Source organism: Bacteroidota bacterium, assembly GCA_016699695.1.
Classification (GTDB): domain Bacteria; phylum Bacteroidota; class Bacteroidia; order Bacteroidales; family UBA10428; genus UBA10428.
In genome coordinates this window covers 1582849-1606177 of record CP065006.1, presented here as the reverse complement: position 1 = coordinate 1606177, position 23329 = coordinate 1582849, and the positions used below count along the sequence as shown (strand labels likewise).

General features: G+C 43.3%; 22 protein-coding genes and 1 tRNA gene. 5 read left to right on the top strand and 18 right to left on the bottom strand.

Annotated features, from left to right (window positions below):
- Nucleotides 1-81 precede the first annotated feature (81 nt).
- The 5 genes from IPM71_06810 to IPM71_06790 form a co-directional block, all read right to left on the bottom strand.
- Nucleotides 82-279: a hypothetical protein gene (locus tag IPM71_06810; protein QQS52437.1), complete on the bottom strand. Its 198-nt coding sequence runs from the start codon at nt 277-279 to the stop codon at nt 82-84.
- A 10-nt stretch (nt 280-289) separates the two neighbouring features.
- Nucleotides 290-2368 carry a potassium-transporting ATPase subunit KdpB gene (gene kdpB / locus IPM71_06805; GenBank protein QQS52436.1) on the bottom strand — a complete coding sequence of 693 codons (2079 nt, stop codon included), beginning with the start codon at nt 2366-2368 and terminating at the stop codon, nt 290-292.
- Nucleotides 2369-2423: 55 nt separating this feature from the next.
- Nucleotides 2424-4103 (bottom strand): potassium-transporting ATPase subunit KdpA, encoded by a 1680-nt coding sequence (gene kdpA / locus IPM71_06800; protein ID QQS52435.1) that lies wholly within the window; start codon nt 4101-4103, stop codon nt 2424-2426.
- A gap of 3 nt (nt 4104-4106) precedes the next feature.
- Entirely contained in the window at nt 4107-4244 is a 138-nt protein-coding gene (locus IPM71_06795; protein QQS52434.1) for a potassium-transporting ATPase subunit F, read from the bottom strand.
- Between the two features lie 192 nt (nt 4245-4436).
- Nucleotides 4437-4511 (bottom strand) — tRNA-Arg (locus IPM71_06790).
- A gap of 292 nt (nt 4512-4803) precedes the next feature.
- Here IPM71_06790 and IPM71_06785 point away from each other — a divergent pair.
- The 4 genes from IPM71_06785 to IPM71_06770 all read left to right on the top strand — a co-directional run bounded on the left by IPM71_06785 (nt 4804) and on the right by IPM71_06770 (nt 9239).
- Nucleotides 4804-5334: a CvpA family protein gene (locus tag IPM71_06785; GenBank protein ID QQS52433.1), complete on the top strand. Its 531-nt coding sequence runs from the start codon at nt 4804-4806 to the stop codon at nt 5332-5334.
- A 107-nt stretch (nt 5335-5441) separates the two neighbouring features.
- Entirely contained in the window at nt 5442-6734 is a 1293-nt protein-coding gene (locus IPM71_06780; GenBank protein ID QQS52432.1) for a tyrosine--tRNA ligase, read from the top strand.
- Between the two features lie 6 nt (nt 6735-6740).
- Nucleotides 6741-7763 carry a hypothetical protein gene (locus tag IPM71_06775; GenBank protein QQS52431.1) on the top strand — a complete coding sequence of 341 codons (1023 nt, stop codon included), beginning with the start codon at nt 6741-6743 and terminating at the stop codon, nt 7761-7763.
- Between the two features lie 3 nt (nt 7764-7766).
- The gene (locus IPM71_06770; protein ID QQS52430.1) at nt 7767-9239 is read left to right on the top strand and encodes an O-antigen ligase family protein; all 1473 of its coding nucleotides are present in this window, start codon (nt 7767-7769) and stop codon (nt 9237-9239) included.
- Here IPM71_06770 and IPM71_06765 read toward each other — a convergent pair.
- The 13 genes from IPM71_06765 to IPM71_06705 form a co-directional block, all read right to left on the bottom strand.
- Nucleotides 9236-10468 (bottom strand): SpoIIE family protein phosphatase, encoded by a 1233-nt coding sequence (locus IPM71_06765; protein ID QQS52429.1) that lies wholly within the window; start codon nt 10466-10468, stop codon nt 9236-9238. The genes IPM71_06770 and IPM71_06765 overlap by 4 nt on opposite strands.
- Nucleotides 10469-10516: 48 nt before the next feature.
- Nucleotides 10517-11083 carry an elongation factor P gene (efp, locus tag IPM71_06760; GenBank protein QQS52428.1) on the bottom strand — a complete coding sequence of 189 codons (567 nt, stop codon included), beginning with the start codon at nt 11081-11083 and terminating at the stop codon, nt 10517-10519.
- Between the two features lie 110 nt (nt 11084-11193).
- The gene (gene tsaB / locus IPM71_06755; protein QQS52427.1) at nt 11194-11898 is read right to left on the bottom strand and encodes a tRNA (adenosine(37)-N6)-threonylcarbamoyltransferase complex dimerization subunit type 1 TsaB; all 705 of its coding nucleotides are present in this window, start codon (nt 11896-11898) and stop codon (nt 11194-11196) included.
- Between the two features lie 52 nt (nt 11899-11950).
- A complete protein-coding gene (locus IPM71_06750) occupies nt 11951-12703 on the bottom strand; it encodes a sulfite exporter TauE/SafE family protein (GenBank protein ID QQS52426.1) in 753 nt (250 codons plus the stop codon).
- Nucleotides 12704-12706: 3 nt separating this feature from the next.
- Complete coding sequence (locus IPM71_06745; protein ID QQS52425.1) at nt 12707-13147, bottom strand: FixH family protein; 441 nt, start codon at nt 13145-13147, stop codon at nt 12707-12709.
- A 7-nt stretch (nt 13148-13154) separates the two neighbouring features.
- Nucleotides 13155-14516: a cytochrome c oxidase accessory protein CcoG gene (gene ccoG, locus IPM71_06740; GenBank protein ID QQS52424.1), complete on the bottom strand. Its 1362-nt coding sequence runs from the start codon at nt 14514-14516 to the stop codon at nt 13155-13157.
- A gap of 81 nt (nt 14517-14597) precedes the next feature.
- A complete protein-coding gene (locus tag IPM71_06735; protein ID QQS52423.1) occupies nt 14598-15191 on the bottom strand; it encodes a c-type cytochrome in 594 nt (197 codons plus the stop codon).
- A gap of 10 nt (nt 15192-15201) precedes the next feature.
- Nucleotides 15202-15399, bottom strand: coding sequence for a hypothetical protein (locus IPM71_06730; GenBank protein ID QQS52422.1), 198 nt, complete (start codon nt 15397-15399; stop codon nt 15202-15204).
- A 17-nt stretch (nt 15400-15416) separates the two neighbouring features.
- On the bottom strand, nt 15417-17564 hold the full coding sequence (gene ccoN, locus IPM71_06725) for a cytochrome-c oxidase, cbb3-type subunit I (GenBank protein QQS52421.1): 2148 nt from the start codon (nt 17562-17564) through the stop codon (nt 15417-15419).
- Between the two features lie 16 nt (nt 17565-17580).
- Nucleotides 17581-17769, bottom strand: a complete 189-nt coding sequence (gene ccoS, locus IPM71_06720; protein ID QQS52420.1) for a cbb3-type cytochrome oxidase assembly protein CcoS — start codon at nt 17767-17769, stop codon at nt 17581-17583.
- 95 nt (nt 17770-17864) lie between these two features.
- The gene (locus IPM71_06715) at nt 17865-18638 is read right to left on the bottom strand and encodes a UDP-2,3-diacylglucosamine diphosphatase (protein QQS52419.1); all 774 of its coding nucleotides are present in this window, start codon (nt 18636-18638) and stop codon (nt 17865-17867) included.
- A 22-nt stretch (nt 18639-18660) separates the two neighbouring features.
- Nucleotides 18661-19821 carry a redoxin domain-containing protein gene (locus IPM71_06710; protein ID QQS52418.1) on the bottom strand — a complete coding sequence of 387 codons (1161 nt, stop codon included), beginning with the start codon at nt 19819-19821 and terminating at the stop codon, nt 18661-18663.
- Nucleotides 19797-20984 (bottom strand): TlpA family protein disulfide reductase, encoded by a 1188-nt coding sequence (locus IPM71_06705; GenBank protein ID QQS52417.1) that lies wholly within the window; start codon nt 20982-20984, stop codon nt 19797-19799. Before IPM71_06705 ends, IPM71_06710 begins: the two co-directional genes overlap by 25 nt.
- Nucleotides 20985-21356: 372 nt before the next feature.
- Here IPM71_06705 and IPM71_06700 point away from each other — a divergent pair, with 372 nt between their 5' ends.
- The gene (locus IPM71_06700) at nt 21357-23300 is read left to right on the top strand and encodes a glycogen debranching enzyme family protein (protein ID QQS52416.1); all 1944 of its coding nucleotides are present in this window, start codon (nt 21357-21359) and stop codon (nt 23298-23300) included.
- The last annotated feature ends 29 nt before the right edge of the window (nt 23301-23329 follow it).

Here is a 23329-nt window from a genome sequence, read left to right as displayed (position 1 = left end):
TTAAATTTTATTAGCCAGATGGAACATCCATACGCAAAATACTTTTTGTATGTCAAATCTGGTTTCATGGATGTTTCATTTCTATTTTAGTTTACTAAGAGTATGATAGTTTAGTAAGTCAATCAATTTCTGAATCACATTATCCAGCTCAATTATTTTACCTGATGAGATGAGAATTAAGTCATTGAATTCGCCATTTTTATATATTTCAATTTGGCTAATCTCTTGCTCTTTCATTACAATTAGTTGTTTTATAAGGCTTCTTATTATGTTTTCCATGAGGCTAATGTTATAAATTGATTAGAAGGTCTATCAGCTTTATCCCTGCAAAAGGTGCAATTAGCCCACCCAATCCAAAAATCAATAGATTTCGGGTTAAAGCAGTTTTGGCACTCACCGGACGATATCGAACACCCTTTAATGCCAGGGGTACCAGAAGAATGATAATAATTGCATTGAATATTACAGCGCTTAATATGGCGCTTTGTGGCGAGCCAAGTTTCATTACATTAATAGTTGCAAGCGGACCCACACCTGATTCAACTGAATACAAAGCAATTGCAATAGCTGGAATTATGGCAAAGTATTTTGCCACATCGTTGGCAATACTAAAGGTTGTAAGTGCTCCACGGGTCATAAGCAATTGCTTGCCCACCTCAACAACTTCAATTAATTTGGTAGGATTGCTGTCCAGGTCAACCATATTTCCGGCTTCACGGGCAGCCTGGGTACCTGAGTTCATAGCAATGCCAACATCAGCTTGTGCCAGAGCGGGGGCATCGTTAGTTCCATCACCAATCATACCCACCAAATGACCGTTATCTTGTTCTTCGCGAATACGACGCAATTTATCTTCGGGCTTGGCTTCTGCCATAAAGTCGTCAACTCCTGCTTCAGCAGCGATGGCTGCAGCGGTTAATGAGTTATCGCCGGTTATCATCACGGTTTTAATACCCATGCTTCGAAGTTCTGCAAAGCGTTGTTTTATGCCACCTTTTACAATATCTTTTAGGTGTATTACTCCTAATATTTTATTGTTCTCTGCTACCACAAGTGGTGTAGCTCCTTGTCGGGCTAGTTCGTTTACGGTGTCGTGAATATTTTGAGGGAAAAAGCCGTTGTTGCCTAGTACAAAGTTACGAATAGCCTCAGCAGAGCCCTTTCTGATATGATGGATGGCTCCTTCGCTGGATTTTATATCTACTCCACTCATGCGCGATTGTGCAGTGAAGGGAATAAAGGAGGCATTCAGCTGAGATACTTCGCGGCCGCGGATATTGAATTTTTCTTTAGCTAACACTACAATTGATCGACCCTCGGGTGTTTCATCGGAAAGAGAGGAAAGCTGTGCTGCATCTGCTAATTCTTCAATGCTAATTCCTTCAGCAGGAATAAAGTTGGTGGCCATGCGGTTACCCAGTGTGATGGTTCCGGTTTTGTCGAGCAAAAGCACATCCACATCACCCGCAGCTTCTATGGCACGCCCACTTGTAGCAATTACATTGCGTTGTAAGAGCCTGTCCATGCCGCTTATACCTATTGCGCTTAATAAACCTCCAATGGTAGTAGGTATTAAACACACCAACAATGCGATAAGAACAGGAATGGATAAATTATCGGACAACGGCAAATTAGATGCAGATAAACCATAGGCAAAAAATGCGGGTAGTGTAACCACTGCTAGAAGGAAAATTACAGATAAGCCTGAAAGCAATATCGATAAAGCAATTTCATTAGGGGTTTTCTGACGTTTTGCTCCTTCAACTAAGGCAATCATGCGGTCGATAAATGTGTTACCCGGTTCGGTGGTGATGCGGATAAGGATTCGGTCGCTAATTACTTTAGTTCCGCCGGTAACAGCCGAACGGTCTCCCCCGCTTTCGCGGATTACCGGAGCAGATTCGCCAGTAATGGCTGATTCGTCAACACTTGCAATGCCTTCGATAACTTCTCCATCGGAGGGAACAACATCTCCGGCTTCGCAGATCACCAAATCGTCCTTTTTGAGCTCTGTAGCATGCACCATTACTTCCTGTTTGCCAACCATTTTCCGGGCTAAGGCTTGGGTCCTGTTTTTTCTCAGACTGGCAGCTTGAGCCTTACCACGTCCTTCGGCTATTGCCTCCGAGAAATTGGAGAACAGTACAGTAAACCAGAGCCATAGAGCAATCTGGAAATTAAAAGGTGAAAAAACACCTTGAAAAATATCTACTAATACCACAATGCTTGAAAGAAACGAACCAATTGCAACGATGAATATGACAGGGTTTTTGATCAGAGAAACCGGGTTTAACTTGATCAGACTCCCTATTGCAGCCTGCATCAATATTGTTTTATTGAATAGACTTGTATTTTGTTTTGTGCTCATATTTGTTGATGCTTAAAAAAATGAATTTGAAATTCGAAGTTTCGGGTGTTCAAATTTACATATGCAATAAAAGATGCTCTACGATTGGTCCAAGCGATAAGGCAGGGAAGAATGTCAACCCGCCAACAATGAGAATGACGCCAATTAACAAGCCTATAAACAACCAATTGTCGGTGCGAAATGTACCTGCTGAAGGAGGAGTTATTTTCTTTTTCGCCATACTTCCGGCTATGGCAAGCACAGGAATGATCACACCAAAGCGTCCGATAAGCATACTTATTCCCAATGTTAAGTTGTAAAAGAGTGTATTGGCATTAAGTCCTGCAAATGCACTGCCGTTATTTCCTGCCGCCGAACTGAAAGCGTAAAGTATTTCTGAAAATCCATGTGCTCCCGTATTGTTAAGACTCGAAAGACCAGCACTGCTCACCGAAGCCCATGCGGTAAAGAGAAGTATTACAAAAGCAGGAGCCAGAATGGCGATGATGGCCATCTGAACTTCGAAAGCCTCAATTTTTTTACCCATATATTCAGGTGTTCTTCCTACCATTAATCCGGCAATGAAAACAGTAAGTATGATAAATATTACCATCCCGTAAAGTCCTGAACCCACACCACCGAAAATTATTCCGCCTAACATTATGTTAAGCATAGCCACCATACCAGACAAGGGTGATAAGCTGTCGTGCATGGCATTCACCGAACCATTGGAGGCTGCCGTAGTAGAAGTAGACCAAAGAACACTGTTGGTAATCCCAAAACGGGTTTCTTTGCCTTCCATCAGAGGTAAATTGCCGAAAATGGGGTTGGATGAATATTCCGCATAAAGTGATACGCTTAGTCCGGCAAGCAGTAAAATCATCATCACCGAAAAAATAGTCCAACCCTGTCTTGTCGAACCTAACATTTTTCCATACATATAGGTTAGCGCCGCTGGAATAAGTAAGAGAAAAAGCATTTCAAGAAAATTGCTGAAGGGTGTAGGGTTTTCGAAGGGATGTGAACTGTTTGTGTTGAAAAATCCTCCTCCATTTGTACCGATTTGTTTTATTGCAACCTGTGAAGCAGCTGGGCCCATTGGCAATATTTGTTGGGCACCTTCTATGGTGTTGACTGTTTCGTATGCCTTAAAGTTTTGAACCACACCCTGACTAACAAGAAAAATAGAAAATACAACTGAGAGAGGGAGCAGCACATAGAGGGTGGCCCGAGTAAGATCTGCCCAAAAACTTCCTAATTTGTCGGTGGTTCTTCTGGATACGCCCCGGATTACTACCAGCAAAACAGCTAATCCGGTTGCTGCACTTACGAAATTTTGCATTGTCAAACCTATCATTTGCACAAAATAGCTCAATGTGGTTTCACCGGAGTATCCTTGCCAATTGGTGTTGGTAACATAACTTATAGAAGTATTTAGTGCAGAGTGCCAGGATACATTCGATAATTGTGCCGGGTTTAAGGGTAAAAATTTCTGAAGTATTTGTAAAAGAAACACAAATACCAATCCTATCATATTAAATAAAAGAAGGCTATAAGTGTAAACTTTCCAATTATTTTCTTCATTTGAATTTACTCCAGCAAATCTATAAATTATGTTTTCGAGCCAGCCAAAGATAGGCTGCATGAAATGCTTTTCACCCGTAAATACCTTACTCATATAATTTCCCAAAATGGGTGTAAGGGCTATTAAAGGAATAAAATACAAAATCATTTGAATTACATCCTGCACTTTCATGGTTTAAAATTTTTCTGGGTTCACGAGCGAATAAAGTAGGTATCCGAGTATTAAAAGGGCAATTAGAGTTCCTATCAGATAGCCGACGGAATGGTTTAGCATAACAGGGTTAAGATTTGATAATAAAAAAAACGCCTTCATATTTTCTGTTTTAATCCATACAAATTTGCTGCGAAACCTATAAGGATTTTGTATGGAAAATATTCCGGAGTATAAAGATTTTATAAAGGTTTATCTTCAAGCAATTCACAATGGGTAGATTACTGGAAATATCCGTTTTTTGAACGGAAATAGTGCATAAAAAAAGGAGAGTGAACAAGTCACTCTCCTCATTGGTAGCCCCACCAGGACTCGAACCTGAATCTGAAGTTTAGGAAACTTCCGTTCTATCCCTTGAACTATGGGGCCATTTATTTTTACACCTGAGGCAGAAAGTCAGGTGGCACACTAAACATCTTCACTGTTTGCAACCGAATTTGCTCGAATGCACCTTTTGTAAAGGAGCTGCCTTTATTTTGGCTGCAAAGATATATCGATTTATTTTACTTATCAAAATTTGAGTGTTTATCGAAGTCATTCGTGGTCGAAAGCCTTTCATAAAGGCTGTTTTCGATTATCTGCCAAACAATATGCTGGCATTTCATAACTCAGTATCCGATACATTTTCAATTTTGCTACATTTGCGGCAAAACTGCCTATCATGATTTTCGATATCTTTTTTCTGCTTGTATTTATCTGGGCCATTTACAGAGGTTATACCAAGGGACTGATCATGCAACTGGCTACCCTTGCTGCGCTCTTTTTAGGTATTTTTGGTGCTATTAAGCTCGCCGATTTCACAAGTGCTCAACTTACCCAAAAATTCGACATCAGCGGACAGTACCTGCCCATCATTTCCTTTACATTGATATTCATTATAATTGTTGTGCTGGTGCACCTGATTGGTTTTTTGGTAGAGAAACTGGCCCAGGCTACCGCCATGGGTATTCCGAACCGCATTGCCGGCTCTTTTTTTGCCATTGTCCGCTATGCATTTATGATCAGTGTATTGCTGGTATTAGTCAATAAAATGCATTCAAAATATGCATTTATGCCCGAGGAAAAAATGAAACAATCCTATCTCTATAAGCCGCTTTCTAAGCTTGCGCCGGCAGTGTTTCCCTACCTTCGTTTTGAGAAAGCCTCAGACAAGTTGAAAGAAGCAACCGACAAGGTATTGGTGAACCAGTAAAACCATATTCTGCTTTACTGAATTGCCTGTTTTAAAACCAGTAGCTCTTTTTAGCGCGAACCATTCGTTTTATCGCTCAAATGTTATCTTTGCAAAAAATTTATCGCATGACCTTTATCGAAGACCTTAGCTGGCGGGGAATGGTGCATAACATCACCCCGGGAACCGACGAGCAATTGCAAAAAGAAATGACCAGTGCTTATGTGGGTTTCGACCCTACGGCCGACTCACTGCATGTAGGCAGTTTTGCCCAGATCATGTTGTTAAAACGTTTTCAGCTTGCCGGCCATAAACCCGTGGCATTGGTAGGTGGCGCTACAGGCATGATTGGCGATCCTTCCGGCAAATCGCAGGAACGCAACCTGCTGAATGAAGAAACACTTCAAAAAAACCTCGACGGAATAAAAGCACAGCTCGAAAAATTCCTCGACTTTCGTTCCGACGCCCCTAACAAGGCAGAGATGGTGAATAACTACGACTGGATGAAGAATTTCTCCTTTCTCGACTTTATTCGCGATGTAGGCAAACACATTACAGTTAACTACATGATGGCCAAAGACAGTGTAAAAAAACGTGTTTCTGGCGAAAGCGGACAAGGAATGTCGTTTACTGAGTTTACATATCAGCTGGTGCAAGGATACGATTTTCTTTACCTCAACCAGCACCTCAACTGCAAACTTCAGATGGGTGGCTCCGACCAATGGGGTAACATTACTACTGGCACTGAACTGATTCGCCGGATTACCGGCAATGATTCTTTTGCCCTTACCATTCCGTTAATCACAAAGGCCGACGGAGGTAAGTTTGGCAAAACCGAAAGTGGTAACGTATGGCTCGATCCCGAAAAAACTACCCCTTATGCATTTTACCAGTTCTGGCTTAATACTTCCGACGAAGATGCTTCGCATTATATAAAAGTATTTACCATGCTCTCCCGTGCCGAGATTGAGACCCTTATTACAGAGCACGAACAGGCACCCCATTTACGCATTTTGCAAAAGAGGCTGGCTGATGAACTCACTGAAATGGTGCATAGCAAAGAAGACCTCGAAAATGCCGTAGCAGCCTCTCAAATTCTTTTTGGAAACGGAACCACGGAAAGTCTTGCCCGTCTCGACGAGAAAACCTTTTTATCGGTATTCGAAGGTGTACCAGCATTTTCAATAAAATCGGCATTGTTGCAAGAAAAGATGAATGTGGTAGACCTGTTAACCGACCATACAGGAGTTTTCCCTTCGAAAGGCGAAATGCGTCGCTTGATGCAGGGCGGCGGTTTGAGCATTAACAAACAGAAAATATCTGATCCTGAAACAATAATCGATGGCTCCTGGCTGTTAAACAGCAAATACCTTCTCGTTCAAAAAGGAAAAAAGAACTATAACCTCATTACATTAATTTAAGAGAACATGAGCAAATTATCCGTTAAAAAAGAAAAAGTTTATGATGCCTTCGATCTGATAAAATTTGCATGGGAAAAAAGATGGATACTTCTGGGCATAAGTTTTCTGGCAGGTATTATTTCGATTATCACCACGCTTCAAATGCCCGATCGTTTCAAATCTACGGTGGTAATGTTTCCGGCAGCGAGTGTTTCAGTGGCCAAGAGTCTTGTCGAAACCTCGTCCATTTCGATGAACAGCCAGGGGATTTTATCATTCGGACGCGAGGAAGACGGAGAACGGATGTTACAAATCCTCAATTCAATCCATATTAAAAATCATATTATTCAGAAATTCGATTTGCTGAATCATTACGAGATCGAGATGGACCCGAAGAAATTTCCTTATACCAAACTTGACCAACGCTATAAGAAAAATATTAAGTTCAGGCAAACGGAGTTTCTGTCTATTGAAATAACGGTTTTTGACGAAGATCCGGTATATGCCGCCAACATGGCCAATGAAATTGCTCTCTTTATCGATTCTACTGTGCATATGATGCAGAAAGAACGCGCCCTGGAAGCCTATCGGATTGTAGAGCGCGAATATGAATCTGCCCAGGGTGAGATACAGGTTCTTAGCGATTCGCTTAAAAAAATACGTGCACTTGGCATTGTCGATTACCAGTCGCAAGCGGCTGCCCTTAATCAGGCCTATGCCACTGCACTAGCTCAGGGTAGCAACTCCTCGGTTCAGGCCATTCAGAATAAACTTAACCAATTGGCCAAACATGGTGGTAGTTATATTGAGTTGTCGAAAAAAATTGAGTCGGCCATCGAAAGGCTGGGAATGCTCAACGATAAGTATGCAGCCGCCCGTGTAGATGTGGAGCAAGCCCTTCCACAGATTTACATTGTCGATAGTGCCCAGATAGCCGAACGAAAGAGCGAACCCAAACGCTCGATTATTGTGTTTATCTCCACCCTGTCGACTTTTGCCATTTCGCTGCTGTTGCTGCTGATTTACGACAACATCAAAACACGTTTTTAATCGGTGCTTCCACTCATAAAGCAGTATAAAAAGGAGTTGGGGCTGGTTCTTCTTTCCCTGGCCTACCTGGTGGTGAACATGGTTTTCACTTACCACGGCTTTTTGCTGCTCAATCTCTTGCCGGTTGCTTTGCTTTTAATTTACCTTGCCTTTGTCCGGCTCGATATTATCTATTTTATCATTATTGGCTTTACGCCCTTATCGGTGCCTTTGCTCGAGTTTGTGCGGGGAACCCCGATCGACTTTTACATGCCTACCGAGCCTTTGTTGTTTGGCATCATGCTTATTGTAATTTACAGAAGTGTGCAGCAACCTTTTCTCGATAGGCGTGTGCTGAACCACCCAGTGAGCCTGGCCATCCTGTTTAATCTATTTTGGTTGGTGTTTACTACGGTAACAAGCAGCATGCCATTGGTTTCGTTAAAATATGTGCTTGCGCGCATCTGGTTTCTTACAACCTTCTACCTGCTTGCCATCTATTTATTTAAAGATACACGCAACATTTACCGCATGCTTTGGGCATATGTATTGCCCTTGCTCATTGTTATCGGGTATGCCTGGTCGAGGCATTGGATTTTTGGATTAAGAGACCGCGAGGCAGCCCACTGGGTGATGAACCCTTTTTACCGCGACCACACTTCTTATGGCGCTGTGTTAGCAATGCTACTCTTTCCTTATATTGGAATTAATATGGTTGGCAACCGCAGCTTGTTGCGCAAAGCATCCATTACGGCAGTGGGACTCATACTTTTTATTGCCCTGATATTTTCCTATACCCGTGCTGCCTGGATCAGCATTTTTGTATCTCTTTTTGTATGGACAGTGGTTAAACTTCGGATAAAGTTTAAATTTCTCGTGTTGGCAGGAATGTTTGCTCTTTTTGTGGCCTATCTCAACCAGCCGGTGATAATCAAAATGATGGAGCGAAATGAAAAGGAATCGTCGGAAAACCTTGCCGAACACCTCCAGTCGGTTACCAATATTGCTACCGACGAATCGAACCTCGAGCGTATCAACAGGTGGGCATCGGCATTTAGAATGTTTAAAGAAAGGCCAGTGTTAGGTTGGGGCCCCGGCACTTATATGTTTCAGTATGCGCCTTTTCAGCACTCCTCGCAACGCACCAGTATCAGCACCAACTTTGGCGATGGAGGCAATGCTCACAGCGAGTATATCGGGCCTCTTGCCGAATCAGGGGTTTTAGGCACCATCTCATTTGTGCTCATCATTGTTGCGGCTCTGGTAACGGCTTTCAGTGTTTACCGGAAAATTGAAAAGAAAAGAATAAAGGGACTTGTGCTGGCTGTGACACTGGGTTTTATCACCTACCTGTTTCATGGCCTGCTCAACAACTTTCTCGACACCGATAAGGCCTCTTCTTTGTTCTGGGGTTACATAGCGGTATTTGTATCGCTCGATTTGTATTATTTGCCCAAACAGCAGGAGAGAAAAAAGATAGCAGAAACTGAGGCCTAATAAAGTTCTATTCCCATGATGCTGATATCGTCGAATATCCGTGTACTTCCATCGAGAATGCCTTGTTTTTTAATGACCGCTTCTATGTTTTGTTTAATGGTTTCTTTGTTCATCAGGCATTCTTCAATTTCGCCGGTACCAAAAGAAACCCCTTTTCCATCCATCATCTCCACCAAACCATCGGTATAACAAAGTATCTTTGCCGGCCCTTCGATGGTAATAGACCCCTTGCGAATGACAGGTATTTCGTCGAGCATACCCATGCCCACGCAGCCCTTGTCGAGGAAAGAGAGCTGGTTGATATCTATACGGTAAAGTATAGGCTGGTTATGCCCGGCATTGACGTATTCGAGCTCACGGGTTTTAAAGTTGTATTTGGCCACAAACAGGGTGATAAACTTTTCGCCGTTGGCAGCTTTTAGCACCCTTTCGTTCAGTTTTTCGATAAGGGCAGCCAGCGATATTTCATGCGTAAACAGGGCTCTAAGATTAGCCTGAAAATTCGACATGAGCAGAGCCGCAGAGATTCCTTTGCCTGACACATCGGAAATACAAAAACCAATTTCATCGCGGTTAAGTTCGATGTAATCGTAATAATCGCCTCCGACTTCGAAATGCGGATGGTAATATGCCGTAATGTGGATACGTTTGTCTTTGGGCAATGCCTGTTCATCGGGTATGAGCATGCTTTGCATCTTCGAGGCCAGCTCGAGCTCTTTACGCATGGCCTCCTGGCGCAGGCTTTCGTTAAAAAGCCTGATGTTTTCGATGGCAACAATAATAATGTTCGAAAGAGTCTGAATAAAGTTCAGGTGTTTGATAATGGGGCTTACCCCTTCCGTATCTTCATCTACATCGCCAATAATTACAAAAGCAATAGGAACCCCTTTGTGTTGTACTGGCACTACAATGTCATAGGTGTCTTGCACTTTTTGGTCCGAACTCCTCCAGTCGAACGAGATCTCTTCGTATTGTAAAAGGTCTTTCTCTGCATCTATCTGCGCCACAAAAGCATCGTCGTAACCTTTGTTCAGGATGCATTTCCACGTGTCTTCAAGCTTAAACAGTAATAGTTTACCGATGTTTAAATCGCGGTGCAGCATATCTTCATAACGCTGCAGCAACTCGTTGCGGGTAAGATTTTCGTTAATGGCAAGAGTAATATTAAGCAGGGCCCTTAATTTAAAGGTAGTTTGCTCAAGCCGTTTATTCGAAGCGTTCTTACTCATGCGTATTGTTCAAATTAATGGGTGCATTGATGCACCCTGGCAGTTCCATTATTTTACCCGTTCAACATAGGAGCCGTCGCGGGTGTCCACTTTTATTTTATCGCCCATGTTTACGAAAAGGGGCACATTTACAATGGCTCCTGTTTCCAGGGTTGCTGGTTTCAGGGCAGTAGAGGAGGCAGTATCGCCGCGCAATCCTGGTTCGGTGTAGGTTACTTCGAGGGCCACATGAGCCAGCAACTCAGCAAAGAGAGGGGTATCGTTATCGGCGTGGTATACAATTTCTACCTGGTCGCCTTCTTTTAAAAACTGAGGGGCATTGATCATGCTTTTTTCGATGGTAATTTGTTCGAAAGTTTCGTTGTGCATGAAATTGTATCCCATATCGTCGCTGTATAAAAACTGGTAGGGACGCCTTTCAACGCGCTGAACATCAATTTTATGTCCCGACGAGAAGGTGTTATCGATAACCTTTCCGGTTTTAATGTTTTTAAGTTTTGTGCGCACAAAGGCCGGACCTTTGCCGGGTTTTACGTGCTGAAATTCAACTACGGTATACAAATCGTTGTTGAACAACATACACAATCCATTTCTGATGTCTGCTGTAGTTGCCATATTGTTTTTTAAATGAAGCTACAAAATTAACAGTTAAATCGAATAAGCGAAAACCAATCGAACAAGGATTGTCTTTTAGTTCGAAATATGGGTACATTTTCCGGATCTTTTCAGCCCAGCACTTTATTTTTTGGTGTGGTGGCAATAAAATCTTTCAGGTAGAAGGGTTCGAAATAGGCAGTATCCTCAAAATGATTATCAATGAAGCGTGCGTATGCCAGGGGTGCCATATGGCGCGCCGAATGGTTGAAATGGTCGTAAAAAAGTGCATTCGGATGCCTGAGGTGTACTTTTGTTTTTTCAGCGCCACTTCCGAAGAAAAGCATCTTTTTTTTCTCCAATAAGTCTGCAAAGGAGTCGTCGTCGATAATTTCAGCATTTACCGATTTTATTTCCTGGTGGTCGTGGTTGTAGACAGCGGTATACACTTCCATGCGTCGTGCATCGAGCATGGGGCAATAGTAAAATTCGTCCGATAAAACATCCGGTGCTAACTGATGATCGATTCCAAAACACATACTCTGAAGCGTAGAAACAGCAATAAATGGTTTCCCGGCACCATAGCACAAACCTTTTGCTGTGGATACTCCAATGCGTAATCCGGTGTACGATCCGGGGCCCATGCTCACTGCTATGGCATCTAAATCCGATACCTTCAGGGCCGATTCCTTTAATAACTCATCGATATAAACTGCCAGCTGTGAGGCATGCGAGCGGTCGTTAACCGAGTCGCGAAAGGCTATACACTGGTCATTTTCAAGCAATGCCACACTGCAAATATCGGTAGCCGTATCGAGGCATAAAATTTTACTCATGCCTGCAAAATAAAGGCTTATATCTGAAAGGGCAAAACCATACGGAGTTATTTTAGTTTGAACCGCAGCAGGATCTTCTACCCAGCGAATCTGTTTCAGGGGTTTGATTCTGTTGCTGGTGTATATCGGGATTCAGCTTTTCTGCCGGCGGACTTAGAAATGGAATACCCAGCGATAATCCCCGAAGGATAAATAAAAGACCGATCATAACCACTACATAGGGCACTATTTTATTCAATCGGTTCCTCAGGGCATGGCCCATGAAGTTGCCCATCATACTCACCATGGCCAGCATGGGAATGGTACCCAGGCCAAACAACAGCATAAAAACAATACCATAAAGGGTACTGCCTGTTCCAATGGCGCCGGCTATGGCCAGGTATACCAATCCACAAGGTAAAAGACCGTTGAGCATACCAATAAATAACAACGAAAAGGAGGAAGGGTGCGAAAAGAGATATCCTAAACCTTTTCTAACAACTTCGGAAAAAGGGAGGGCTTTGTTGCCGCCAAGAGCCTTAAATACAGAGGGGATAAGTACCGATAGAATCATAACAATTCCCATTGCAATGGCAATCCATTGCTGAAACCCTGCCATTTGAAAACCCTGGCCAATCAGACCAAATAAGGCCCCCAGCATACCGTAGGTTAAGGTGCGACCAAAGTGGTAGAGCAAGCTCCCACTCAATTTCGAGAACAGAGAATTTCCCTTCAGTGGAATACTCAGGGCAATTGGCCCGCACATGCCAATGCAATGGAAGCTGCCCATGAGTCCAAGTGCCAGGCCTGCTAAGAGAATTTCCATGGTTTATTCAATAAATACTGGTTTTTCGACATAATACTCCAGTTGGTTCATGGTCCAATTAATTTTTAAAATACACCTTCCGGGAGTGAGCCTTCTGGTTGCCACTTTCAGTGTATCGTCCGGATTAGGTATTGCCACAGAGAAATCGTGCTGTTTACCGTTTGGATAATAAAAATGCAGTTTCAGTGTATCGGTTTGATTTACAAGTGTAGGGGATAAAAAGACAAGAAAAAACTCCTCCAGTCTGGCCGTTTGGATGCTATCTGAATAGATCACCGACCGCGCATTGGTTTTTATCTGCGTGGTGTAATTGGCTCCCTGTTCGTAATAATCGTCGGTAACCAGGTCGTTGTTCTGGCGTAAGGCGAAGACGATAAAAAATATTGCCAGGCTGATAAAAAGCACAAAGAAAATCACAATGGCCCGGCCCCAGTTTAGTCTCATAATTTTTTTATTTTGTTGGTCCGATAAAATTAATGGTTGTGGTTTCGAGTAATTCCTGATTGTCAAAAAAGCCAATACGAAGGTCGGTATTCTTTCCGGTTATTGTGGCCTTGTTTATTTTTACCATCAATACAGCCTCAACATGCCCCCGGCTTTCAATAAGCAATGGTTTTCCTGCTACTTCCACTATTCCTTCCGGCGATAAAAGCTTCACTTCAATGTTCCGTGCGTTTTCCGATTTGTTGATGAGCTTGAGGTTATATAGGTTCATAACCGTCTGCTCATCGGGTTGCTGATAGAGCGAACCTGGCATTCGCAGAAGGCTTACATCGAGGCTTGTGCGCCTGGATACTGTAAAGGCCAGGAAAATAAAGAGGACAAAAAGTACTCCGGCATAGGCTAGGGTTCGGGTGGTGAATACCGAACGTTTTCCAGTTTCTATGCCCTTTACCGAATCGTAACGAATCAGGTTGTAGGGTTTTTGTATCCTTTTCATCACGCTGTTGCATTCGTCAATGCAAGCGGTACAATGGATGCATTCGAGTTGGGTTCCGTTTCTTATGTCAATGCCTGTTGGGCACACAGCAAGGCAGGAACTACAATCTATGCAATCGCCCACATTTTTAGCACCACGGGGTTCTCCTCGTTTGTAATCGTAGATAACAGAAATGCTTTGCGAATCGAGTAGCACACCTTGCATACGTCCGTAGGGGCAAATCATGGTGCATACCTGTTCGCGAAAGTTTGAATAAATCCAATAATAGAAAGCTGAAATGCCCAGCATGATTGAAAAACCTTTTAGATTTTCCTGGACAGGTTCCTGAATAAGTCTTGCAAGTCCCTCTGGCCCAATGAACCACATTAAAAAAACATTGGTGAACACCACACTGATGAGCATAAAACTCAGGTGCATGCCCAGCCTTTTAAATTTGCCTGGTTCTTTTGGTTTTCCTTTCCGGTAGTTACCCATAAACAGGTATTCGATCCGGCGATACACCATTTCGAGAAAAATGTTTTGCGGGCAAAGCCAACCGCAAAATAGTCTGCCAAAGGCTACGGTAAATAGTACCACCGACACCACCGCAATGGCCATAATGATAGCAAGCAAATAAGTATCCTGGGTATAGAGTAAGTTTCCAAAGAGGTAAAATTCACCCTGGGGGATATCGAATTTCATAAATGGGAGCCCTTTTATTCTGATAAAAGGAGCTATGGCTAAAAAAACCAGCACCATCCAGGCTACCAATGTGCGTCGCATGTACCACTTGCCTTTGGGTTGTCGGGCATATACCCACTTACGCTTACCACTTGCATCGATGTTGATGGGGCGATCGCGAAAGGATGATTCTTCAGTTGTTTTTTTTGGCATAAATGAAAAATGCATAACCCGGGTTCACGGTACAGGAAGGTAATAAAAACCTGGATTTATAAAATCTGAACAGCAAAGCCTTTATTCGCATTCACCCCCTTGGGCTGCTCTGGCATTGGCAGGATTAGAACCTCTCATCGAGGTTAAAATATACTGGGCAAGATGTTTGATTTGTTGTTCAGACATCATGCTTTTATAAGGAGTCATTCCTTTTTCGGGTTTACCTTCAGAAATAATCTTTATTACCTCTTCCATGCTGCAACCATTCAGCCAGAATTGGTCGGTAAGATTTGGGCCAATGGCATTTCCCTCACCATTTAATCCATGGCATGCCAGGCAACCTTTTTCTGTGTAAAGGGTACCACCTGCGGCAAGGATTTCGGCTTCGCTCATCTCTGCTGCACCGGAGGCACTTGACTGCATGTCACTTTTCTTTTCTTCAAAAGCAGCTACTTTGCGCTCGTATTCACTATACTGGTCGCGTTTGTTGCCCGGATAACCAAAATAGTGGATGGCATAAAGCAGGGAGAAGCCAATGGTGACATAAAAAACAATGATAATCCATTTCGGCGAAGGATTGGTGAGTTCTTCGATGTCGTCGTAACGGTGCGAAGATGGGGTATCAGGGATTTGTTCCTTTTCGGCAGAGCGTGGTTTTTTATTTCTTTCGGCCATAGTCCGTATTTTAAAATTTTATTTTATCAGATGGTTCAGCCTCTTCAGGGTCTATAACTGAGGTTTTGTATTCAATCAGCTGGTTTTTTGGAATTCGCACAGTACGAATGAGTATCAGTATAAAAAGAGCCATAAACATTAGCAATCCAGCTATATAATAAAGCTGAATTCCTTTTACATTATCCATTACCTCGCCTACAAATCCCATGACTTATTTTTTTATTCTTATTTCGAATTTTTATTGGCGGCCGGGGAGATATCGCGTCCCAGCTTATGCATATAGGCTATCATAGCCACCACTTCGCTTGTGGGTTCAACCTCAATACCGGCTTCTTTTAATTCGTTCACTATTTTACTGGCATCTTGGAGGTATTCCTCTGCTGCGATTCTTTCATAACTTTCGGGGTAGGGAACACCAACACTACGAAGAGCCTTTATTTTTGCCGGTAGTTTATCGAGGTTTACCTGTTTGTCGGCTAACCATGGATAGGCAGGCATGATGGTGCCAGGGGCTATTTCCTGTGGATTTAAAAAGTGCTTGTAATGCCACACCGCATTTTTATAGGTCGAGCTGCCAACGTACCCTGCTCTTGCCAGGTCCGGGCCTGTGCGGCGCGAACCCCACTGGAAGGGATGATCGTAAACAAACTCTCCAATCTTAGAGTATTCGCCATAGCGATCGGTTTCGTAGCGAAGAGCCCTTACTTGTTGCGAATGGCAGTTATAGCAGCCATTGGCAATATAAATGTCGCGGCCGGTTTGTTCCAGGGCTGAGTAGGGGGTTACTGATTCAATTTTTGGAATATTCGATTCAACCTTCAGCATTGGAATGATCTCAACAGCTCCGCCAATGGCCAAGGCAAGGAATACCAGAATCGAAAAGCGCACACCTTTACGTTCAAGCCAACGGTGAATGGTTTCACCGGCAGCACTGCGAGTCTGGCGATTCACCAATGCCGGAGCTTCTGTGGCTTCGTTGGCTGCCAAATTTCCACTTCGAACGGTTTTTATTATGTTAAAGAAAAAGAGTAGAATTCCTGTGAAATAGAGAGTTCCACCTACTATTCGATATACATACATTGGCAGGATACGGGTGGTAGTTTCGAGAAAATTCGGGTAAGCCAATATGCCATCCGCTGTATATTCGCGAAGCATAAGCCATTGAGTAATGCCAGACCAGTAGAGCGGAATGGCGAATAGTAAAATACCTAGGGTGGCGATCCAAAAATGCACATTGGCAAGTTTTTTCGAATGCAGCTCGATACGGAATAGTTTAGGAACAAGCCAATAGAACATGCCAAAAATGAGCCCTCCATTCCAACCCATCCCGGCAATATGGGTGTGGGCAATGGTCCAGTCAGAAAAGTGACTGATGGCATTTACGGATTTTAGCGACATCATGGGGCCTTCGAAAGTTGACATGCCATAGGCCGTTACGGCGATCACCATAAATTTTAAATCGGCCCGGTCGCGCACCTTATCCCAGGCGCCGCGTAAGGTAAGCAAGCCATTGATCATGCCACCCCACGAAGGGGCAATGAGCATAATTGAAAAGGTAACTCCTAAGGCCTGCACCCAGTCGGGCAGTGCCTGGTATAAAAGATGATGAGGCCCGGACCACATGTAAAGAAATATAAGGGTCCAGAAGTGAATGATCGAAAGCTGGTAGGAATAAACCGGTCGGTTGGCCGATTTCGGCAGGTAATAATACATCAGACCCAACCAGGGGGTAGTAAGAAAAAAAGCGACAGCGTTATGACCATACCACCATTGAACCACTGCATCCTGGGCACCGGCAAAAATCGGATAACTTTTTAAAAAGCCGGCTGGAACCTCAATGGAATTCACAATATGAAGCACCGCTACGCCAATAAAAGTGGCCAGGTACCACCACACCGCCACATAAATATGTTTAACCCTTCGGGTAAGAATGGTTCCGATCATGTTCCAACCAAATGCCACCCATACCAGTGCAATCATGATATCGATTGGCCATTCGAGTTCGGCATATTCTTTTCCGGTAGTAAACCCGGCGAGAAGGGTCAGGGCAGCTGATACGATAATCAACTGCCATCCCCAGAAATGGAATTTGCTTAAAAAATCATTGAAAAGGCGGGCTTTCAGCACACGCTGCAGGGAATAATAGATACCGGCAAACATGGCATTGCCAATAAAAGCGAAGATTACAGCATTGGTATGCAAGGGTCGGACACGGCCAAAAGTAGTGTACTCGAGGTCGAAATTAAATACCGGAAATGCCAGCTGCAGGGCTGCAAGCAATCCTACAAGCAAGGCCACCACGCCCCAGATAATTGTTGCCCATACAAAATTGCGCACAATGGCATTGTCGTAGTTGAATTTTTGTACTTCCATTACTCAGTTATGTAGTTTATTCCTTCGAAATCACTGGTTCATCTTTTTCCTTTTCAGCCTCGGGTTCATCATCCTCAAAAAGGGTTCTGATGGCTGGTGTTTTGGTATCGTCGTATTGGCCTGAGCGAACAGCCCAAATAAATAATGCCAGAAATATTAATGCTGCCAGAAGGCTTACACCAATAAGCAGGTACAAGATATTCATATTTTTTTATTTTGATCCTGTTGATTGCTCATTTTAGTATTTCTCCGAACGGTCTTTCATTTAACTTTCAGTTCGGTAAGAGAATTAAAAGAACTTTAGGGTTCCGTTTGCCTGCGGATGTTAGCCCCATCTCCTTCGAATTGTTTGAGCTCCAGACTATCTCCGTCGAAAACCGCATAGGTAAAACTGTAAATCCAGTCGCCCAGGTTAATCACTCTGCTTTTTCCAATTTGCAAATCCCAGGGGATATGCCGGTGACCAAACACAAAGTAATCGTAACGAGTTTTTTGCAATTCCTGCCCTACAAAGCGCAACAGAAATTCTTTTTTTGGTCCCTTGTAGGCTTCGGCAAGAATACCTTTCGAATACCGACTCCTTTTTGACCAGCTTAGGCCAAGCCACATCGAAAAATTCGGATGGAGCCGCGCAAAGCACCATTGCAGAAAAGGGTTACGAAAACCCCATTTCAGCAATTTATAGGCCCGGTCGCCGGGCCCGAGGCCATCGCCGTGGCCGATAAAGAATTTTTTCCCGCTGTATTCCTTCACAATGGGTTTATGGTGAATTGCAATATTCAGTTCTTCGGTGAAATAGCCATAGACCCATACATCGTGGTTGCCCGAAAAATAGTGGATTTTGACACCGGCATCGGACAACTCGGCCAGCTTGCCCAGAAAGCGGACAAATCCTTTGGGCACTACTCTCTTATGTTCGTGCCAAAAATCGAAAATATCGCCTACCAGGTAGAGCTCTTCTACTTCATGTCGAATAGAGTCTAAAAAGCGTACTACTTTTTTTTCGCGTTCGCGACTTTTCGCAGCAGGGTAGAGTCCTAAATGCAGATCGGAAATGAAATAGATTTTTTTCAACGAAGCAGTTTCTTAAGGTCTGTTAATTGGCAATTATTTTCTGAAGCTGGATATTTAATTGAGTAGGGTCGACATCTTTGGCTAAAATGGTGTTCTCTTTCAAATCAATGAGGTAATTGGCAGGCAGATTTTGCACGTTATAGGCACTGCGTGCAGGTGAATCGGGAAATTCGATGTCTACCACGTTCAACCAGTCGGTAATTTCCTCAAAATTTACTACCCGGATCCAGGCCGAGGTATTACTACCGGCATATACATTGTAAATGGTAAAACCAGAATTATTGTATTTTTTAAAACTCTTATGATAATCTTTGAACCACTGGAAGCTTACCGGATCATTTTCGTTCCAGAAATTCAGCAGCACATATCTCTTTCCCGAATTCAGCAGCGATTTGTTTCCTCCATCCGTTCCGGGTAGCGTAATATCCGGTAAACTGGCAACCTGCACTTCGGAGGTACTGAGTAATCGTTCGATTTTAAAGTTCTGGTACATCGACTGGAAGTTGCGCTTCAGGGCCAATACGTGCCTGTGTTTCGGATAATATTTTGAGAGAGAGTCTGAAACCAGTTTAAAATATTGAAGATCGCGGGCACGGCCAAATACAAATTCTTCGGGCGATAATTCCTGGTAGAGAGCTGCCATGCTCGTGAGCGAAGTGAGGTTTTCGAGCACAAATTGAATGGAATAGCGGTAATGGGCCTTAACGGTTTCAGTAAAAGCATTTTCAAGGCTGTCGCGTAATTGCGGGTCAACAGCCTGATTGTAATCTTGCCTGATATCGGCTAAAATACGTCGGGTTGCAAAAAGACTGTCGTAAAGGGCAACAAGTTTTTTCGAATCTTCGGAACCAGTCAGTATGAGTTTACCATTTTCTTTACCAATGCGCACCTTTTCGCCGGGGTGCAGGAGCAGGTATATCTTTTCTTCCTGTTCTACCGAGAAAGTATAAAAAGCTGCTTGCTTTGTATAGAGGGTATAGCTTAACTTTCCTTTAAACGAAAATCTTGCCGAATCGAGGGTTTTAGCCCCTGCAACTCGCTGTTCCTCTATTATCAGCTGTTTGTCGGCAAATTCCCTGACGATAAATTTTACCTGAGCTTTCTCTTCATGTTTGCATGATGAGAAAACAAAAACCAGGGTCAATGCCAGAAACGACTTTAGAATAAATTGTTTTTTTTCCATTCGGTAATTATTTGTTCCAGTTCCGCGGTGCTAAGGTTACGTTTATCGACCATGTGACTTCGGTTAAGCAGCAAAATATCCGGAATAGCTAATAAGCCAAACTGGTTCACATAGGCCGATTCCCAATACTGGTAATCACAAGCCACAGGAAATCGGATAGCATGTCGTTGAATAAATGCCTGCAAGCTGTCGGACCGTGTATCGAAGGAGATACCCACCACATTCAGTCGCTGAAAGGGATATTTTTGTATCAATTGGTTCAAGGCAAGTACCTCTTGCACAGAATTCTTGTTCCATGTTGCAAAAAAGATATACACCACAGGTTCGTACTGATAATCCGACAAACGGATAAGCTGACTGTCAACCGTAGTGATTTCAAATTCAGGAGCTTTTCTGCCGGGACTAATTAGTTGTTCGCTGTAATTTTTTTGTTTAAACTGTTCCTTAATTTCGGTCACATCGCGGTTAAGAGCTTGCACCGCCTGGGTTTTAGGATAGCGCAAAGTTAAGTTACTATCGACCAGGTTGAATATTTTAATGTCGTGATATGAATCGAAAAGTGCCTGATCTTTTGTGCGCCCAAAATTCTGATACAAGGCAAATAAACAGGCCAGTGAGCCTGGATTTTGCTCAATAAAGCTTTGGCTGAATTGCTTGTGCCGGAGCAAAAGATCATCGTAAAGACTGTCCAGTTCCTGTTTACGCGATTCGAATGTAAGCGCATTAAGTTTGCTCTCTTCGTAAAGCTGGCTAATGCGGGTAATTTCGTCCCGTACACGCATGTGACGAATCATTAATTCGCTCACCAGTCTCGAATCGGTCGAGCCGCTTACGGTGTAAGCAAAAGGTTTTAGGTTGTCGGCTATTTGGAGCTCAATTTTATCGCCCGGATGCACCACCAGAAAAATATCACCCAAGTCTTTAATGCGTAGCGAATAGAGCGATGGTTCCGAAAGCTCGCCACCCAGTTCGAAATGGGTTTGCGATTCCAGAAAAACCGAGTCAACCACATTGGCACGGTCCACACCCAGGTGCATTAACCTGATTTCGGCAGATTGCATCATAGCCAGATCGCCTTCTATCTGAAAGTTTTTGGATTCCCTGCAAGAAATCAGTTTAATCGAAAGGAGCAGGAGAAAAGCAAGCCTGAAGAATTTGTTCATGATCGTTTTTGAAGTGATACAAAACTATAACAGTTTTTTAAACTTCCGAAAGTTATCAGAAGCGAATAAATATTTAGTAAACATTTTAAGTTTTTACAATTTAAACCGTCAAACGAAAAAATAGCTGACATAAAAAACCAAATTAATAAAAATGAATAGGCATTCTCGCACCCAATGTCGTTAAGTTAAGCCTTCCAGCGAGTTCCTCATCGCCTTTAGGGGAAAGAGGGGTGAGGGTGGGCAAGATTAAAATAAAGTTGTAACAGGCATAAAAATGTACCAACAATTAATAAAAACTTAAAATTGTTTCCTTCACAAGATTGAATTGTATCCGCTGAAGTTTTTGTACCTTCAGGGGATGATACTTTTGCTATGAGTTACTTGAATTATAATAAAGAAGCGCTGGTTAACCTCGAGTATTCGCTTGGGCGGGAGATATTGCGCAGCAACAGAGCCGGAGCCTATGCCAGCTATAGCCTTTCGGGATGCAATACCCGCAAATACCATGGTTTATTAATCTGTCCGGTGGAGAAATTGGGTGGCGAACATTTTGTACTTCTCTCAGGTGTCGACATTACCCTCTCGCGCGGCACCGATTCGTTCAACCTGGCAATGCACCAATACGAAGGCGATATTTTCAGTCCTCGCGGCCATAAGTACCTTCAGGATTTTAATTGGCAGAAGATACCTCAAGAACTCTATCGGATCGGGAGCATACAATTGCTCCGCGAAACCATTCTGGTTGATCATGAAAACCAGATTTTTATCCGGTACACCCTACTTGAAAGCGATAAACAGCTTAGCATGCGCTTGTCGCCTTTTCTGGCATACCGCAACATTCATGCTCTTAGCAAGGCAAACGGGCATGTGAATACTGATTTCGCTGTCGTAAGCAATGGCATCAAAACAACTATGTACAGCGGCTTTCCGGCAATCAGCATACAACTCTCAAAGGCGAATACTTTTCACTCAAACCCCGATTGGTATTACAACATCGAATATACCGAAGAACGCAGGCGTGGGTATGAATACCGCGAGGATTTGTATGTACCAGGCAGTTTTGAGGTAACACTCAAGAAAGGGGAATCGCTTATTTTCTCTGCTTCGACGGGTACTCCGGACCCTGCAAATTTCCAGAGTAAATTCGAGGAGATTAAAGAAAGCCGCATATTGAGCGATTCTTTTCAGGCATGTCTGCGAAACAGCGCTCGCCAATTTATTCAAACCCACAGAAAAGGTACTTATATAAAGGCCGGGTATCATTGGTACAATATCAGAGCCCGCGATACTTTTGCTTCCTTGCCAGGTCTTACTCTTGCTTGTGGCGATACAACCAACTTTTTCCAAGTCGCCGATACCATGGTTGCAACGCTCAAGAATGGCTTGTTCCCCGACGAGGCTGTTCCTGGGCAAAGGGAATACCTCAGTGCCGATGCTTCGCTCTGGTTTATCTGGGCTCTTCAGCAAGCCTATACAACTACCGGCGATGCAAAGGGTTTATGGCTAAGATATTCCAAAGCTATAAAAAGCATTTTGGCAGCCTATCAAAAAGGCACCCAGTATAATATTTTCACAGCCGACAATGGTCTGCTATTAACCAGCGAAATGGGAATGGCTCTGAGTTGGATGAATGCAAAAGTCTACGGAACACCAGTTACACCCAGATCGGGGTACTGTGTCGAAATCAATGCGCTGTGGTTTAATGCAGTTTGCTTTAGCCTATTTTTAGCCGATGCCGGAAAGGATGCAAACTTTGCCCGTAAATGGAATAAATGGCCGCAAAGAATTGCCAATGCCTTTATCCTGCATTTCTGGAACGAAGAAAAGGAGTATTTATGCGATTATTTTCACGATCAATTCACCGATTGGAGCATACGCCCCAATCAGGTTATTGCCGCTGCCATGACCTATTCGCCGCTCAATAAAGATATGAAGCACAGTATACTGGAAACCGTGCGTAAACATCTGCTTACCCCAAGAGGATTAAGGACCCTGGCACCCGGAACGGAAGAATACCGCGGACACTATTCAGGCAACTACGAAGAGCGTGAAAAGGCCTTTCAACAAGGTAGTGCATGGCCCTGTCTGTTAGAGCATTATAGCGAAGCCTATCTGAACCTGTATGGTAAAAGTGGGCTTTCTCATGTAAAACAAATACTATCTGAATTCGAACCCGCTTTGCGCGAACATGGTCTGGGCACTATTTCAGAACTCTACGATGGTGATCCGCCCTACAAACCAGGCGGTGCTATATCCTTTGCCTGGAGCGTAGCTTCTTTATTGCGAATCATGGAGCAAATTGAAAAAACCGAGTAAACTATCTAAACCACAAAACCTACACAACC

What these genes read in the sequence shown, in the direction of transcription:
- kdpB (QQS52436.1), bottom strand. Translation starts at nt 2,368, where the DNA reads ATGAGCACAAAACAAAATACAAGTCTATTCAATAAAACAATATTGATG.
- ccoS (QQS52420.1), bottom strand. Translation starts at nt 17,769, where the DNA reads ATGAATATCTTGTACCTGCTTATTGGTGTAAGCCTTCTGGCAGCATTA.
- IPM71_06750 (QQS52426.1), bottom strand. Translation starts at nt 12,703, where the DNA reads ATGGAAATTCTCTTAGCAGGCCTGGCACTTGGACTCATGGGCAGCTTC.
- kdpA (QQS52435.1), bottom strand. Translation starts at nt 4,103, where the DNA reads ATGAAAGTGCAGGATGTAATTCAAATGATTTTGTATTTTATTCCTTTA.
- IPM71_06735 (QQS52423.1), bottom strand. Translation starts at nt 15,191, where the DNA reads ATGGCCGAAAGAAATAAAAAACCACGCTCTGCCGAAAAGGAACAAATC.
- ccoN (QQS52421.1), bottom strand. Translation starts at nt 17,564, where the DNA reads ATGGAAGTACAAAAATTCAACTACGACAATGCCATTGTGCGCAATTTT.
- IPM71_06775 (QQS52431.1), top strand. Translation starts at nt 6,741, where the DNA reads ATGAGCAAATTATCCGTTAAAAAAGAAAAAGTTTATGATGCCTTCGAT.
- IPM71_06710 (QQS52418.1), bottom strand. Translation starts at nt 19,821, where the DNA reads ATGGAAAAAAAACAATTTATTCTAAAGTCGTTTCTGGCATTGACCCTG.
- IPM71_06700 (QQS52416.1), top strand. Translation starts at nt 21,357, where the DNA reads ATGAGTTACTTGAATTATAATAAAGAAGCGCTGGTTAACCTCGAGTAT.
- IPM71_06745 (QQS52425.1), bottom strand. Translation starts at nt 13,147, where the DNA reads ATGAGACTAAACTGGGGCCGGGCCATTGTGATTTTCTTTGTGCTTTTT.
- IPM71_06780 (QQS52432.1), top strand. Translation starts at nt 5,442, where the DNA reads ATGACCTTTATCGAAGACCTTAGCTGGCGGGGAATGGTGCATAACATC.
- ccoG (QQS52424.1), bottom strand. Translation starts at nt 14,516, where the DNA reads ATGCCAAAAAAAACAACTGAAGAATCATCCTTTCGCGATCGCCCCATC.
- IPM71_06730 (QQS52422.1), bottom strand. Translation starts at nt 15,399, where the DNA reads ATGGGATTTGTAGGCGAGGTAATGGATAATGTAAAAGGAATTCAGCTT.
- IPM71_06765 (QQS52429.1), bottom strand. Translation starts at nt 10,468, where the DNA reads ATGAGTAAGAACGCTTCGAATAAACGGCTTGAGCAAACTACCTTTAAA.
- IPM71_06705 (QQS52417.1), bottom strand. Translation starts at nt 20,984, where the DNA reads ATGAACAAATTCTTCAGGCTTGCTTTTCTCCTGCTCCTTTCGATTAAA.
- IPM71_06810 (QQS52437.1), bottom strand. Translation starts at nt 279, where the DNA reads ATGGAAAACATAATAAGAAGCCTTATAAAACAACTAATTGTAATGAAA.
- IPM71_06785 (QQS52433.1), top strand. Translation starts at nt 4,804, where the DNA reads ATGATTTTCGATATCTTTTTTCTGCTTGTATTTATCTGGGCCATTTAC.
- efp (QQS52428.1), bottom strand. Translation starts at nt 11,083, where the DNA reads ATGGCAACTACAGCAGACATCAGAAATGGATTGTGTATGTTGTTCAAC.
- tsaB (QQS52427.1), bottom strand. Translation starts at nt 11,898, where the DNA reads ATGAGTAAAATTTTATGCCTCGATACGGCTACCGATATTTGCAGTGTG.
- IPM71_06795 (QQS52434.1), bottom strand. Translation starts at nt 4,244, where the DNA reads ATGAAGGCGTTTTTTTTATTATCAAATCTTAACCCTGTTATGCTAAAC.